This is a genomic window from Streptomyces sp. MspMP-M5 (genome assembly GCF_000373585.1).
Taxonomy (GTDB): Bacteria; Actinomycetota; Actinomycetes; order Streptomycetales; family Streptomycetaceae; genus Streptomyces.
Genome location: NZ_KB891885.1, coordinates 291,399 through 305,477, shown reverse-complemented (window position 1 = coordinate 305,477; position 14,079 = coordinate 291,399). Strand labels below are relative to the sequence as shown.

The window sequence follows — 14,079 nt, the reverse complement described above, 5'->3', positions numbered from 1 at the left end:
TCACCCCTGTCTCATGACGCACCGGCCTCGTCCATTGGTGCTAGGGCCATCGTTCTACGACCCGCCCCGGGCCGCCGGTGAATCCGGGTATCGCCCACAACTGACGGGGTGTCAGTTAGTCAGGATCCGAGGTAGGTGAGGACCGCGAGCACCCTGCGGTGATCCCCGTCACTCGGCGTCAGCCCCAGCTTCAGGAAGATGTTGCTGACGTGCTTCTCCACCGCGCCGTCGCTGACCACCAGCCGCCGGGCGATCGCCGCGTTGGTCCGCCCCTCGGCCATCAGCCCCAGCACCTCGCGCTCGCGCGGTGTCAGGTGCGCCAGGGTGTCCTGCTTGCGGCTGCGGCCCAGCAGCTGCGCCACCACCTCCGGGTCCAGCGCGGTGCCGCCGCGGGCCACCCGGACCACCGCGTCCACGAACTCCCGCACCTCGGCGACCCGGTCCTTCAGCAGATAGCCGATGCCCCGGCTCGATCCGGCCAGCAGCTCGGTCGCGTACTGCTCCTCGACGTACTGCGACAGCACCAGCACGGCGACCCCGGGGTGGTCCCGGCGCAGCCGCAGCGCGGCCCGGATGCCCTCGTCGGTGTGGGTGGGCGGCATCCGTACGTCCGCCACCACCACGTCCGGTGGGGTGCCCGCGCCGGCCAGCTCGGCGACGGTCCGCACCAGCGCCTCGCCGTCGCCCACGCCCGCCACGACCTCGTGGCCGCGGTCGGTCAGCAAGCGGGTCAGCCCCTCCCGCAGCAGCACCGAGTCCTCGGCGATGACCACCCGCACGCTGTCCTCCGCGTTCACCGCGTCCGTCGCGTTCACCGCGTCCGCCGATTCATCGCCTTCACCGCGTTCACCATGTCGCCCACGATGCGCTTCCCCCTGCTCCTACGGTCCGGTCTGCCGGTTCCCAGCATTCCAGCATCCGGACCGGGGCGGGCGGCGGGGACAACGGGACGGGGCCCGGGGGTGAACGGGAGCGGCCGGGGCGGAGGCCGGCGCGGTCCCGGCCTGCGCGGTCAGCCGCGCCAGGGCAGCTCGGCGGTCACGGTGGTGGGGCCGCCGGCCGGGGAGTCCACGACGAGCAGGCCGTCGACGGAGTCCAGCCGCTCGGCGAGCCCGGCCAGCCCGCCGCCGGCCGCGGTGCTCGCGCCGCCCCGGCCGTCGTCCGACACCGTCAGCAGCAGGGTCTCCGCGGTGCGCCAGACGTCCACCGTCGCGCGGTCCGCCCCGCTGTGCCTGGCGACGTTCTGCAGCAGCTCGGAGACGGTGAAGTAGGCGATGCCCTCGATGGCCGGGGCCGGGCGGCGGTCCAGGTCCACCTCGACCGCGACCGGCACCGGGCAGCGGCCGGCCAGCGCGGAGAGCGCCGGGCCCAGGCCGCGGTCGGTGAGGATCGCCGGGTGGATGCCGCGGGCCAGGTCCCGCAGCTCCTGGAGCGCGATCTTCACCTCGCCGTGCGCCTCGTCGATCATCCGCGCCACGGTCTCGTCGGCCCGGCCCTCCGCCAGCCGCTCCTTCGCCATCCCCAGGTCCATCGCCAGCGCCACCAGCCGGGCCTGTGCGCCGTCGTGCAGATCCCGCTCGATCCGCCGCAGATCGGCGGCGGCGGTGTCGGCCACCACCCCGCGGTCCGACTCCAGCTCGCTGACCCGGGTCGCCAGCGGCGACGGCCCCAGCAGCCCCCGCACCAGCAGTCCGTCCACCACCGCCAGCCCGCGGATCACCCACGGCCCGGACAGCACCATCAGCAGCCCGAGCACGCCGGTCGCGCCGGCCGCCACCGCCGGGCTCACGTAGAGGACGGCGCCTCCGTCGCCCCACAGCTGGAGCCGGGGCACCGCGGCGTACTGGGGCAGCAGCCAGTAGCAGAACGGGAGGGCCAGCAGCGCCCAGCCGACCGTCCAGAACGTCACCGACAGGACGAACGCGAACAGCGCCCAGGGGAAGTGCAGGAACCCGTAGAGCAGATGCCGCCAGGACGCCCCGCTCCTGAGCACCGCCGCGACCCACGGCATCAGGCCCGGCTTCGCGGGGCGCAGCGGCTCCGGGGCGGCCACGTCCAGCCCCAGCAGTGCCCGCGCCCGGGCCCGCTCCACGGCGCCCAGCCCGCGCGCCCCGGCCAGCCCCCCGGCCAGCAGCGGGATGCCCAGGAACGTGATCAGCAGCCCGGCGCTCACCGAGACCACGGTGACCGCGTAGGCGAACGTCGCACACGCCACCGGGAGGCCCAGGCACAGGTGCAGGAACTCCCGCCAGGTGCGCGCCGAGAAGGGGGCGCGCAGCCCCGCGGGCACCCGGTGGCGGCGGGGCCGCGGGGGGTGGGCGGGGTGCGCGGAGTACGCGGTGTCCATGTCTCGTCGTCCGTCCGTTCTGCGTGGCGGTGCCGTTCTGCGTGGCGCTGCCGGTCTGCGTGGTGTCCGGTGCCGGCGCCCGCCGGCCAGTCCAGGGTCGGTGACCGGCGCGGCCGGTGCCATGAGGCTGCTCGCAGTCTTCCGCCGGGGGTTTTCCCCACCTCCGGCGGCGGGCCGGCGGCCCGTTACCCTGGGCGGCCCGCCCCCGGCTCCGGCCGTGGCCGCCACGGGACCTCCGCCGTCACCCGGGTCGGCCCGCCCGCCGGCGAGTCCAGCACGAACAGCCCGTCCACCGCGCCCAGCCGGTCCGCGAGCCCGGCCATCCCGCTGCCGCCGTCGAGCCGCGCCCCGCCCCGCCCGTCGTCCAGTACCTGCAGCAGCAGCCTGTCCCGGGACCGCCACACCTCCACCGACGCCTGCCGCGCCCCGCTGTGCTTGGCGACGTTCTGCAGCAGCTCGGAGACGGTGAAGTAGACGATCCCCTCGATGGCCGGTGCGGGCCGCTCGGTCAGGTCCACGGACGTGGTGACCGGCACCGTGCAGCGGCCGGCCAGCGACGCCAGCGCCGGCCCCAGCCCGCGGTCGGTGAGGATCGCCGGATGGATGCCGCGGGCCAGGTCCCGCAGCTCCTGGAGGGCCAGCTTCACCTCGCCGTGCGCCTCGTCGACCATCCGCGCCACGGTCTCGTCGGCCCGGCCCTCCGCCAGCTTCTCCTTCGCCAGGCCGAGCCCCATGGCGAGCGCCACCAGCCGGGCCTGCGCCCCGTCGTGCAGATCCCGCTCGATCCGCCGCAGATCGGCGGCCGCGGTGTCGGTGACCGCCCGCCGGTCCGACTCCAGCTCGGCGATCCGCCGCTCCAGCTCGTCGGAGGGCGACAGCAGCCCCCGCACCAGCGCCCGGTCCACGTCGGCCAGCCAGCGCGCCACCCACGGCAGCACCGGCCAGCCCACGAACAGCGAGACCAGGACAATCGCGAAGGTGAGGACGCCCCACGGCAGCCGGACCACCGCGAACAGCGCGTGCCGCCACGCCACCGGGTCCTTCAGCCGCGGCCACAGCCACCCGAGGAACCCGCCCTCGGGGCTGTGCAGCGGGCTCGGCTCGGCCACCGCCACCCCGAGCCAGGCCCGCGCCCGGGCCCGTTCCAGCCGCCCGTAGAGCCGACAGACCGTCAGACCCGCGGCCAGCAGCGGCAGTCCGACGACCGTGACGGAGAGCCCCAGACCCAGCGTCAGCCACACCACCAGCACCGCGAACGCCGCCACGGTCATCGGGAGGTTGGCCAGCAGATAGCCGATCTCCCGCCATGTCCAGGCGTCGAGCGGCGCCCGGGGCGGCGGCAGCGGCACTCCGTCGTCGGCGTCGGCATCTGCGGTGAGCTGGGAACTTTCCGTCATACGCCCCAGCTTGCCGGGGTCCGCGGCACTCTGCCATGGGGTTCGTCGGGTGGCGGGCCGGGGGTTTCCCCCACCTCCCGTCCACCGGGCCCGGATTGCCGCGGGACACCGTGGACAGGGGGCGGCGCCGGGACCGTATGGTGTTGCGGTGCAGAACGGCCGCGTGGACATGACGAGTGCGACACCGGACGCGGCTGCGGCCGTCCCGGCAGGGGCTCCCGGACAGCGCGGCGGCCGGCCCCCGGCCCCGGCGCGGCCCGCCGCGGCGCCGACCGGACCGGCCGAACTCCCGGCCGCCGGCGACCGCTGGGACGACCGCAGCCGCACCCGGACCGCGGCCGCCGCGAGCGTGCTGCTCGCCGCCGTCGCCGGGATCGCCGCCACCACCTGGTACGCGGCCGGCGCCGCCCCGTGGCTGGGCGGCGCGGCCGTGCTGGCCGCGGGCGGCGGCGCGGCGCTCACCGCCACGCCCGCCCGGCGCGCCGCCGGCACCGCCCTGCTGCTCACCGGCACCACCCTCGGAATCCTCGCCGCCTGGCACGCGGCCGGTGGCGGCGCCGCCCGGCTCGCCGCCGCCGGACTCACCGCGGCGGCCGCGCTGGCCCTGCTCGGCCTGCGCACCGGCCTGGGCCGCGGCGGCCTCACCGGCGCGGCCGCGGTCGCGCTCGCGGTCGGCGCCTGGGAACTCCTGCTGGCCCTCACCGACCCCGTCCGCACCGGCGTCGCCCTCGGCTTCCTCTCCGTACTGGCCCTCGGGACGCTGCCCCGCCTGGCCCTGCGCGCGGCCGGACTGACCGGGCTCGACGACCGGCACACCGGCGGCAGCCCGGCCGGCCACCACCGGGCGGCCGCCGCGCTGGCCGCCGCCCACCGGGGGCTGGCCCCGGCCACCGTCGCGACCGCCGCCTCGGCCGGCGCGGCCGGTGTCCTCGCGGCGGGCCGGCCCGGTTTCTGGACGGTGCTGACGGCGCTGCTGCTCGCCGTCGTCCTGTTCTCCCGGGCCCGCGCCTATCCGCTGACCGCCGAGGTGGCCGCCCTGCTCGCCGCCGGAACGGCCGTCTGCGTACGGCTGGTTGTGCTCTGCGCGACGGACGGCGGGGGCCCGGCGCTCGCCCTCGCCGCGCTGGGTCTGCTGGCCGCCCTGCCGGTGGCCGCGCTCGCCGTCCGGCCGCCGGCACCGCTCCGCGACCGGCTGCGGCGCTGGCTCGACCTGGTGGAGTCGGTGAGCGTGGTGGCGCTGATCCCCGTGGGCCTCGGCGCGTTCGGCCTCTACGGGCTGCTGCTGGGAGGCGGCTCCTGAGGGGAGAACCGGTGAAGAATCGCGTACGGACCGGTCGGCGCCGGAACGTTCCGGCCGGGCCGGGGAGTTCCGGGACATGGGGCACAGGGAGGAGGTGAGGGCCAGGTGACGACGGAGAGCACGGAAGGCGTGGGCGGTGCGGCCGTGGACGCGGTGAGTGTGAGTGGGGCCGTTTCTGGCGGGTCCTACAGGGCGGACGGGTCCTACGGGTCGGACGGGCCGGGCGGTTCAGGCCGTCCGGACGGTTCGAGTGGGCCGGGCGGTTCGAGTGGGCCGGGTGGTGCGGCGGTGGACGGTGGTGTGCCGGGGGCGCTGCCGGCTGCCGTTCCGATGCCGCCGGTTGCGCCGATGCCGTCTTCGGCCCCGGCACCGGCCCCGGCACCGGCCCCGGTCGCGTCCATGTCTGCCGCGCCCGAAGCGTCCCCGTTCGACCCGGTGCCTACGTACACACCGGCGCCGGCGCCGGCGCCGGCGCCTGCTCCTGCTCCTGCTCCCGCATCGGCCCCTGCTCCCGCATCGGCTCCTCAGGCACCACCCACACCAGCCCCACCCACCACTCCACCCGCCACCCCACCCACCCCTCCAGCCCCTGAGGCTGCCCAGCCCGCGCCCCCGCCCGCCCCCGGCCGTTACGGGCGTCCCGGGCTGCCGGCCCGTACGCCCGTCTCCGTACCGCTGCTGCCGCCCGAGCTGGCCGACGGGCAGCCCCGGCCACGTCGCGGCGACCCGTTGGCCCGGCGGGCGGGACGGGCGCTGCGCCGGGCGTTCGCGTCCTCGCCGGCCGCCGAGACCGCCGCCCTCACCCAGGCCGCGCACGCCATCCAGCAGCCGGTCTCCAGCGGCCGGCAGATCGCGGTGTCCAGCATCCGCGGCGGCGCGGGCAAGTCCACCGTCGCCGCCCTGCTCGCGCTGACCTTCGCGCACTACCGCCCCGACCCGGTGCTCGCCGTCGAGGCCGACCCGGCGCTGGGCACGCTCCCGCACCGGCTCGGTGCCCGCGCGGTCCGCTGGTCGGGCAGCGACCTGGCGCAGATCCTCGACCCGTCGATGCTGATCACGGACCTGACGGGCTATCTGCTGCCGTTCGCCGGCGGCGGCTGGCTGCTGCCTGGCAGCCAGGGCGCCATCGGCACCCGCCTCGACCTGGAGACCTACCGCGTGGTGATGACCTCGCTGCGCCGCCACTTCGCCGCCACGGTCGTGGACTGCGAGTCGCTGCCCGCCGAGGTGGCGCGCACCGCGCTGGTGACGACCCAGGCCCGCGTCCTGGTCACCCCGGCGACCCCGGAGGGGGTGGCCGCCACCCGTTCCGTACTGGACTGGGTCGGCGGTCTGCACCCCGGACTGCTGCCCACGACGGTCGTGGTGCTCACCCACCCGTCGCCGGACAGCGGCGTCGACGTCCGCAGGGCCGCCGCGCATCTGGGCGCCGGCGGCGCGGCGGTGCTGCCGCTGCCCTACGACCGCCACCTGGCGGCGGGCGGCGCCATCCGCGCCGAGCTGCTGGGCGCCCGGACGCGGGAGGCGGCGGCCCGGATCGCGGCCGAGACGATGGACCGCGCGGTCTCCCGCGACCGGTCCCGCCGCCGGCCCCCACCCCACCCGGCTCCCGCCCACCAGCCGCAGCCCCAGCCGCAGCCCCAGCCCCGGCCTCAGCCTTCGGCCGCACCGCCGCCCCCGCCCCCGGTGCACCCCCAGACACCCCTCCACCCCCAGGTACCCCTCCATCCCCCGGTGCACCCGCAGACACCCCTCCACCCCCAGGCGCCACCGCCCCCCACCGACCCCCGGACCCCGTTCAACGCCGGCCCCCCGCGCTGACGAACCCCCGGCACGCCCTGCGGTCGCCCTGCAGCCGTCCGGCACCCGCCCCGGTCCCCGCCCCAGCTCGCGCCCGTCCCGCCAGACGGACGATTTCCGTCCGCCTCATGAGACGCCCGGTGAGGTAAACGCGCCGTCCGTCTACGCTGCCGGCCACCCAGGTAGGGCGAAGTACGGACAGAAGCACGGACGACCCCGCCTCCCGCGCTCACGCGGCTGCCCTGGTGGCCGGGGCAGGGCCTAGACTCCCGTCCGTACAGATCGTGTAAAAGTCGTTTCAAGAAGCGCAGGCAGGGAGCGAGGGCGGACGTGCCGGACGCGACCGTACGCACCACCGTCGCCGCGGACTATTTCCAGGGCTATTCGGCCGTCGGGATCATCGCCGTGGTCGGGGTGCTGTTCGTCGCCGCGGCCTTCGGGGCCGGGCGGCTGCTGCGGCCTGTCGTGCCCACGCCCGAGAAGCTGCTGACGTACGAGTGCGGTGTGGACCCGGTCGGTGAGGGCTGGGCGCACACCCAGGTCCGCTACTACGTCTACGCCTTCCTCTACGTCGTCTTCGCCGTCGACTCGATCTTCCTGTTCCCCTGGGCGACGGTCTTCGCCGCGCCCGGTTTCGGCGGTGTGACGCTGGTGGAGATGTTCGTCTTCCTCGGCTTCCTCGCCGTCGGCCTGCTCTACGCGTACAAGAAGGGCGTCCTGGAATGGACGTGACCCCTGCCCCCGCCGGCTCCGCGGCCGCGCCCCGGAGCGCCGGCCCCGAGTTCCTGCCGGAGCCGCGGCGCCTCGGCGCGCTGGCCCGGCTCGCGCCGGAACCGATGAAGGTGGTCCTCAACTGGGGCCGCCGCTACAGCCTGTGGGTCTTCAACTTCGGACTCGCCTGCTGCGCCATCGAGTTCATCGCCGCGTCCATGGCCCGGCACGACTTCATCCGGCTCGGTGTGATCCCGTTCGCGCCCGGCCCGCGCCAGGCCGACCTGATGGTCGTCTCCGGCACGGTGACGGACAAGATGGCCCCGGCCGTCAAGCGGCTCTACGAGCAGATGCCGGAGCCCAAGTACGTCATCTCCTTCGGCGCCTGCTCCAACTGCGGCGGCCCCTACTGGGACTCGTACGCGGTGACCAAGGGCGTCGACCAGATCATCCCGGTGGACGTCTACGTCCCCGGCTGCCCGCCCCGTCCGGAGGCGCTGCTCCAGGGCATCCTCAAGCTCCAGGAGAAGATCGCCCGCGAGTCGCTCGGCGAGCGCTACCAGCACGCCGCCCGGCCGTCCGCCGCGGCCCTGCGCAGCGGCCTGGTGCCGCCGCCGGCCGCCCCGGCGCCGGACGCGTCCGGAACGACGGGGGAGGACCCCCGATGACCGAGCAGCCAGACCAGCCAGAGCAGCCAGACCAGTCCGAGAAGCCCGACCAGTCCGAGAAGCCCGACCAGTCCGAGCAGCCCGGCCGGCAGGACACCGCGGCGGCCGCCGAGCCGATCGCCGAGCCGGCCGTCGGCTGGCTGCCGGGCCCGGCCACCGAGCTCTTCGGCGCCGGCGCCACCGCCGAGCTGGCGTACGACGTGCTGACCGTCGACGTCCCGGCGGACGCCTGGATCGCCGCGCTGACCACCGCCCGCGACACCCTCGGCTGCACCTACTTCGACTGGCTGAGCGCCGTCGACGAGCCCGGCACCGGCTTCCGGGTCTGCGCCCACCTCGCCGCCGTGGCGCGCCCCGGCGCCGTCCGCCGGCTGGTCGTGCGGACCACCGTGCCGCACGACGCGCCCGTACTGCCCACCGCCGTGGGCGTGTTCGCGGGCGCCGGCTGGCACGAGCGGGAGACCCACGAGATGTTCGGCGTGGACTTCACCGGCCACCCGCACCTCGTGCCGCTGCTGCTGCCGGACGCGTTCGAGGGCCATCCGCTGCGCAAGGACTTCGTGCTGGCGGCCCGGGTCGCCAAGGCGTGGCCCGGCGCCAAGGAGCCGGGCGAGTCCGAGCATGGCGGCCCCAAGCGGCGGCAGATGCTGCCCCCGGGCGTCCCCGACCCCAACGAGTGGGGCCCGCTCAAGGGCCAGTTGCCGCCCGCCCCGGCGCGGCCGGCCCGCGGTGCGCGGGCGGCGGCGGCCGGTGGCGAGCGTCCGCCGCGCCGCACCCGCAGCGCGAGCGCCGGCTCGGCGAGCCAGCAGGCGCCGGCCGCCGAGGCAACGGGGGCACCGGCCGCCGAGGCACCGGCGACCGGGGCACCGGCCGGCATCCCGGCCGAACGCCCGGCCCGCGCCGCGCGCCCGGACCGCCCGCCCCGTCGCAACCGGTCGGTGAGCGAGGGCTCGGCCAGCCAGCAGCCGGCAGCCGACCGGCCGGCGGCGCCCGAGCCCACCGCGCCCCAGGACACCGAGGGCGCCCCGGCCGCCGCGCGGCGCCCGGCCGGGCCCCCGCGCTCCGCCGACGCGCCCTGGCACCACGCCGGCCCGGCCTTCGACGAAGGCGAAGCGGAAGCCGCCGGGAAACCCGCGCCGGCCCCCGAGCCCGCGCCGGCCGACGCACCGGAGCCGACGTCCCCGCCGCAACCCGCCGAAGACGCCCGACGGCCCGAAGACGAAGGAGGCGACACCCCGTGAGCGACACCCTCGCCCTGGCGCTGCGCCTGCTCGCCGTCTTCGTCGTCTTCCTGGTCTTCCCGCTGGTGATCGGCCAGACCGAGCACAAGGTCATGGCCCACATGCAGGGCCGCCTCGGCCCCATGTACGCCGGCGGGTTCCACGGCTGGGCGCAGCTGGTCGCCGACGGCGTGAAGTTCGCGCAGAAGGAGGACGTCGTCCCGGCCGGCGCCGACCGGCGGATCTTCCAGCTCGCGCCCGCGGTCGCGCTGCTGCCGTACCTCCTGGTCCTGGTCGCCATCCCGATCGGGCCGGGCAACGCCGTCGGGCAGGCCCTGGACGCCGGGATCTTCTTCGTGCTCGCCGTGATGGGCGTCGGCGTGCTCGGCTCCCTGATGGCGGGCTGGGCGTCGGCGAACAAGTTCTCCCTGCTCGGCGGTCTGCGGACGGCCGCGCAGCTGCTCGCCTACGAACTGCCGATGCTGCTGGCCGCCGCGTCCGTTGCAATGGCCGCCGGCACCCTCTCGCTGCCCGGCATCCTCGGCGCCTTCCACTGGTGGTGGGTGCCGTGGCAGATCGTCGGCGGGGTGGTGTTCTTCACCGCCGGCCTCGCCGAGCTCCAGCGGCCGCCGTTCGACATGCCGGTCGCCGACTCGGAGATCATCTTCGGCGCGTACACCGAGTACACCGGACTGCGCTTCGCGCTCTTCCTGCTCGCCGAGTACGCCGGCATCGTCGTGCTCAGCGCGCTGACCGCGGTCCTCTTCCTGGGCGGCTGGCACGGCCCGTTCGGCGCCGATGGCCTGGGCTGGCTGTGGACGCTGGTCAAGACCGTGGGCTTGAGCTTCGTCGTCATCTGGCTGCGGGTCACCTACCCGCGGCTGCGCGAGGACCAGCTGCAGAAGCTCGCCTGGACGGTCCTGATCCCGCTCGCCCTCGCCCAGATCGCCCTCACCGGCGTCGTCAAGGTGGTGATCTCCTGATGGCCCCCGAGAAGAAAAAAGGCTGGCCCGGCAGCGGCCTCGCCAAGGGCCTGGCCGTCACGCTCCGGACGATGACGCGGAAGTCCGTCACCGCGCAGTACCCGGACGTCCAGCCCGACCTCGCGCCGCGCACCCGCGGCGTCATCGGGCTGTTCGAGGAGAACTGCACGGTCTGCATGCTGTGCGCCCGCGAGTGCCCCGACTGGTGCATCTACATCGACTCCCACAAGGAGACGGTGCCGCCGGCCGCCCCCGGGGGCCGGGAGCGCAGCCGCAACGTCCTGGACCGCTTCGCGATCGACTTCGCGCTGTGCATGTACTGCGGGATCTGCATCGAGGTCTGCCCCTTCGACGCGCTGTTCTGGTCGCCGGAGTTCGAGTACGCCGAGACCGACATCCGCGAGCTGACCCACGAACGCGACAAGCTGCGCGAGTGGATGTGGACGGTGCCCGAGCCGCCCGCGCCGGACCCGGCGGCCGAGGAGCCCAAGGAGATCGCCGCCGCCCGCAAGACCGCGGACAAGCTCGCCGCCCAAGAGGCCGCCGCCGCACAGGAACAGCAGACCGCCGACACCGACAAGGGGGAGGGAACGTGACGCTCGCCGCCGCAAGCCACGGCTTCCTCTCGCCCACCGGCGTCGAGATCGCCTTCGTCCTCGTCGGCATCGCCACCCTCGGCGCGGCACTGATGACCGTCGGCTCCCGCCAGCTGGTGCACGCCGCCCTCTGGCTGGTGGTCGCCCTCGGCGGGATCGCCGTGGAGTACCTCCTGCTCACCGCCGAGTTCATCGCCTGGGTGCAGGTGCTGATCTACGTCGGATCGGTGGTCGTGCTGCTGCTCTTCGGGCTGATGCTGACCAAGGCGCCCATCGGGCCGTCCCCGGACGCCGACTCGGGCAACCGCTGGGCCGCGCTGACGGTGGCCGGCGCCTCGGCCGCGGCCCTGGTCTGGGTCGTCGTCGACGCCTTCCGCGCCACCTGGATCGACCTCGACGGGGCCGCCCAGGGCTCCGCCGCGGCCTCCGGCAACAGCCTCTTCCGCTACTGGGTGCTGCCCTTCGAGGCGCTCTCCGTCCTGCTGCTCGCCGCGCTCGTCGGCGCGATCGTGCTCTCCCGGCGGGGCGGCGGCGCGAAGGGCGCCGCCGAGACCACGCCCCCGGCCGCGGGGGAGGGGCGGCACTGATGCATCTCGCGTACCCGGCGGTCCTCGCCGTCCTCCTCTTCTGCACCGGCCTGTACGGCGTGCTCGCGCGCCGCAACGCGATCCTGGTGCTGATGTCCGTCGAGCTGATGCTCAACGCCGTCAACCTCAACCTCGTCGCCTTCGACGCCTGGCTGCGCGACACCCTGCACGCCGGCCAGGCACTCACCCTCTTCACCATCGCCGTCGCCGCCGCCGAGATCGGCATCGGCCTGGCGATCGTGCTGCTCGTCTACCGCAACCGCGGCAGCTCCGACATCGACCGGCTCCGCGACCTCGCCGAGCAGCCGGCCGGACCGTCCGGTCCGGGAAGCCCGGCCGGTGCGGCCGGGGCGCGGCAGCCGCAGCCGGACACCGGGGCGGAGGCCACCGCGTGACGCTCACGACCACCGCCGTACTCGTCCCCCTGCTGCCCTTCCTCGGGGCCGTCGCCGGCCTCCTCCTGGGGCGCCGCTCGCCCGGCTTCGTCCGGCCGTTGGCGGTACTGCCGACGCTCGCCGCGGCCGTGCTGACCGTCGCCGTCGCCGTCGGCCAGGGCGGCGGACCGGCCACCGACGTCGCCACCCGGCTCACCCCGACCGGCTCCCTCCCGATCGACCTGGCGCTGCACATCGACGGCTTCGCCGCGCTGATCGGCGTCCTCGTCGGCGTCGTGGCGACCTGTGTGCAGATCTACTCCACGGCGTATCTGCGCGACGATCCGCGCTACCCGTCCTACGCCGCGCTGGTCTCGCTCTTCACCTCCGCGATGCTGCTGGTCGTCTACACCGGCGACCTGATGGTGCTGCTGGTCGGCTGGGAAGTGATGGGCATCTGCTCGTACTTCCTCGTCGGCCACTACTGGGAGACCGAGGTCGCCCGCGTCGCGTCCCTCAAGGCGTTCCTCGTCACCAAGCTCGGCGACGTCCCCTTCCTCTTCGGCATCTTCGCGCTGGCCGCCGACACCGGGACCTTCCGGATCACCGGCATCCTGGGCCATGTCGCCCGCGACGGGCTGCACCACCCGACACTGATCGCACTGCTGCTGCTGGCCGGCGTCGCCGGCAAGTCGGCGCAGTTCCCGCTGCACACCTGGCTCCCGGACGCGATGGCCGGCCCGACGCCGGTCTCCGCGCTGATCCACGCCGCGACGATGGTCGCCGCCGGTGTGTACGTCGTCGCCCGCCTCCTCCCGGTCTTCGCCGCCTCCGCCGCGGCGCTGGTCGTGCTCGCCGTCGTGGCCGCGGTGACCATGGTCGGCTCCGCCCTGGCCGCGCTGGCCCAGGACGACATCAAACGGGTGCTGGCCTACTCGACCGTCGGCCAGCTCGGCTACATGACCGGCGCGCTGGCCGTCGGCGACCGCGGTGCCGCCGTCTTCCACCTCCTGGCGCACGGCGCGTTCAAGGCTCTCCTCTTCCTCGGCGCGGGCGTGGTCATCCACGCCGCGGGCACCAACTCGCTGGCCGCCATGTCCCGTATGAGCGGGCTGGCCCGGCGCGTCCCGGACGCCGCCTGGACGCTGGCCGTCGCCCTGCTCGCGCTCGCCGCGATCCCGCCGTTCGCCGGCTTCTTCTCCAAGGAAGCCGTCCTGGGCGCCGCCGAGCACGCCGCCACCGGCCACGCGGCCGGCGTCCCCGGCGTCGCCGGCTGGACCGTCCTGGTCTCCGGCCTGCTCACCGCCCTCCTCACCGCCGCCTACGCCACCCGGCTGTGGCTGCTGGCCTTCCGCGGCACCGGGCCGGAGATCCCGGATCACGGTCGCCAGCCGCTCGCCATGACCGCCACCCTGTGGGTGCTCTTCGTCCCCACCGTCGGCTTCGGCCTGACCGCCCCCCTGCTGCCCGCGTGGTTCGACGGGCGCTCGCTCGAACCGACCGCCACCACCTCCGTGCTCGGCACCGGTGCCGCCCTCGTCGGCGGCCTGATCACCTACGCCGCCTGGCGCCACACCAGCGCCCGCGCCGCCCGCGCCCCGATCGGTGCCGTCGCCGTCGTCGAGGACGCCGCCCCCGCGCTCGCCGAGGAACTCGCCATCGCCACCCACCCCCCGGCCTACGGCGACGCCGCCGGCGCCACGGACCCGGCCGACCCCGGCCGGCTCCTGCTCGGCCCGCTGCACCGCCACGCGGCCGTCGGCTTCCACCTTGACGCGGTCTACTCCGCGCTGTTCGTCCGGCCCACCCGCGCGGCCGCGGCCCTCGTCCGCTTCCTGGACCGGGCGGTCGTCGACACCTACGTCAGCGGCGCGGGCGCCGCCCCCCGCTGGCTGGGCGCCGCCGTCCGCCGCGCCCAGACCGGGAACGTGCAGACCTACCTCGGGGCGCTGCTGGGCGGCGCGCTCGTACTGGCCGTCACCGCCGTCCTCGTCGCCACGGGTACGGGAGCCTGACCGTGCCGCGATCCTCCGCGGGCCGACCCCCGCACCCCCAGCCGACAGTCCTCGTGGCCTGCCTCGCCGGAGCCGAAACCC

General features: G+C 75.6%; 14 protein-coding genes. 10 read left to right on the top strand and 4 right to left on the bottom strand.

Features of this window, described 5'->3' with window-relative positions:
- Positions 1-119: 119 nt before the first annotated feature.
- The 3 genes from B073_RS0114455 to B073_RS0114445 form a co-directional block, all read right to left on the bottom strand.
- Positions 120-779, bottom strand: a complete 660-nt coding sequence (locus tag B073_RS0114455) for a response regulator transcription factor (protein ID WP_026247367.1) — start codon at positions 777-779, stop codon at positions 120-122.
- A 233-nt stretch (positions 780-1,012) separates the two neighbouring features.
- Positions 1,013-2,347, bottom strand: coding sequence for a sensor histidine kinase (locus tag B073_RS0114450; RefSeq protein ID WP_018538799.1), 1,335 nt, complete (start codon positions 2,345-2,347; stop codon positions 1,013-1,015).
- A 185-nt stretch (positions 2,348-2,532) separates the two neighbouring features.
- Positions 2,533-3,744: a sensor histidine kinase gene (locus tag B073_RS0114445; protein WP_018538798.1), complete on the bottom strand. Its 1,212-nt coding sequence runs from the start codon at positions 3,742-3,744 to the stop codon at positions 2,533-2,535.
- Between the two features lie 148 nt (positions 3,745-3,892).
- Here B073_RS0114445 and B073_RS0114440 point away from each other — a divergent pair, with 148 nt between their 5' ends.
- Entirely contained in the window at positions 3,893-5,044 is a 1,152-nt protein-coding gene (locus B073_RS0114440; protein ID WP_018538797.1) for a hypothetical protein, read from the top strand.
- A 439-nt stretch (positions 5,045-5,483) separates the two neighbouring features.
- On the opposite strand, the gene B073_RS48760 is transcribed toward B073_RS0114440, so the two are convergent.
- The gene (locus B073_RS48760; RefSeq protein WP_018538796.1) at positions 5,484-5,618 is read right to left on the bottom strand and encodes a hypothetical protein; all 135 of its coding nucleotides are present in this window, start codon (positions 5,616-5,618) and stop codon (positions 5,484-5,486) included.
- A gap of 155 nt (positions 5,619-5,773) precedes the next feature.
- On the opposite strand from B073_RS48760, the gene B073_RS46360 reads away from it, so the two are divergent.
- From B073_RS46360 to B073_RS0114390, 9 genes are all read left to right on the top strand, one after another.
- The gene (locus tag B073_RS46360) at positions 5,774-6,865 is read left to right on the top strand and encodes a hypothetical protein (protein ID WP_018538795.1); all 1,092 of its coding nucleotides are present in this window, start codon (positions 5,774-5,776) and stop codon (positions 6,863-6,865) included.
- 309 nt (positions 6,866-7,174) lie between these two features.
- A complete protein-coding gene (locus tag B073_RS0114425; RefSeq protein WP_018538794.1) occupies positions 7,175-7,576 on the top strand; it encodes an NADH-quinone oxidoreductase subunit A in 402 nt (133 codons plus the stop codon).
- On the top strand, positions 7,567-8,223 hold the full coding sequence (locus B073_RS0114420; RefSeq protein WP_018538793.1) for an NADH-quinone oxidoreductase subunit B: 657 nt from the start codon (positions 7,567-7,569) through the stop codon (positions 8,221-8,223). Before B073_RS0114425 ends, B073_RS0114420 begins: the two co-directional genes overlap by 10 nt.
- Positions 8,220-9,464 carry an NADH-quinone oxidoreductase subunit C gene (locus B073_RS0114415; RefSeq protein WP_018538792.1) on the top strand — a complete coding sequence of 415 codons (1,245 nt, stop codon included), beginning with the start codon at positions 8,220-8,222 and terminating at the stop codon, positions 9,462-9,464. The genes B073_RS0114420 and B073_RS0114415 overlap by 4 nt, the downstream gene beginning before the upstream one ends.
- Positions 9,461-10,426 carry a complex I subunit 1/NuoH family protein gene (locus B073_RS0114410; protein ID WP_018538791.1) on the top strand — a complete coding sequence of 322 codons (966 nt, stop codon included), beginning with the start codon at positions 9,461-9,463 and terminating at the stop codon, positions 10,424-10,426. Before B073_RS0114415 ends, B073_RS0114410 begins: the two co-directional genes overlap by 4 nt.
- The gene (locus B073_RS0114405) at positions 10,426-11,022 is read left to right on the top strand and encodes a NuoI/complex I 23 kDa subunit family protein (protein ID WP_018538790.1); all 597 of its coding nucleotides are present in this window, start codon (positions 10,426-10,428) and stop codon (positions 11,020-11,022) included. Before B073_RS0114410 ends, B073_RS0114405 begins: the two co-directional genes overlap by 1 nt.
- Positions 11,019-11,609: an NADH-quinone oxidoreductase subunit J gene (locus tag B073_RS0114400; RefSeq protein WP_018538789.1), complete on the top strand. Its 591-nt coding sequence runs from the start codon at positions 11,019-11,021 to the stop codon at positions 11,607-11,609. The genes B073_RS0114405 and B073_RS0114400 overlap by 4 nt, the downstream gene beginning before the upstream one ends.
- Positions 11,609-12,004, top strand: a complete 396-nt coding sequence (gene nuoK / locus B073_RS0114395; RefSeq protein ID WP_018538788.1) for an NADH-quinone oxidoreductase subunit NuoK — start codon at positions 11,609-11,611, stop codon at positions 12,002-12,004. The genes B073_RS0114400 and nuoK overlap by 1 nt, the downstream gene beginning before the upstream one ends.
- Entirely contained in the window at positions 12,001-13,998 is a 1,998-nt protein-coding gene (locus B073_RS0114390) for an NADH-quinone oxidoreductase subunit L (RefSeq protein ID WP_018538787.1), read from the top strand. Before nuoK ends, B073_RS0114390 begins: the two co-directional genes overlap by 4 nt.
- The last annotated feature ends 81 nt before the right edge of the window (positions 13,999-14,079 follow it).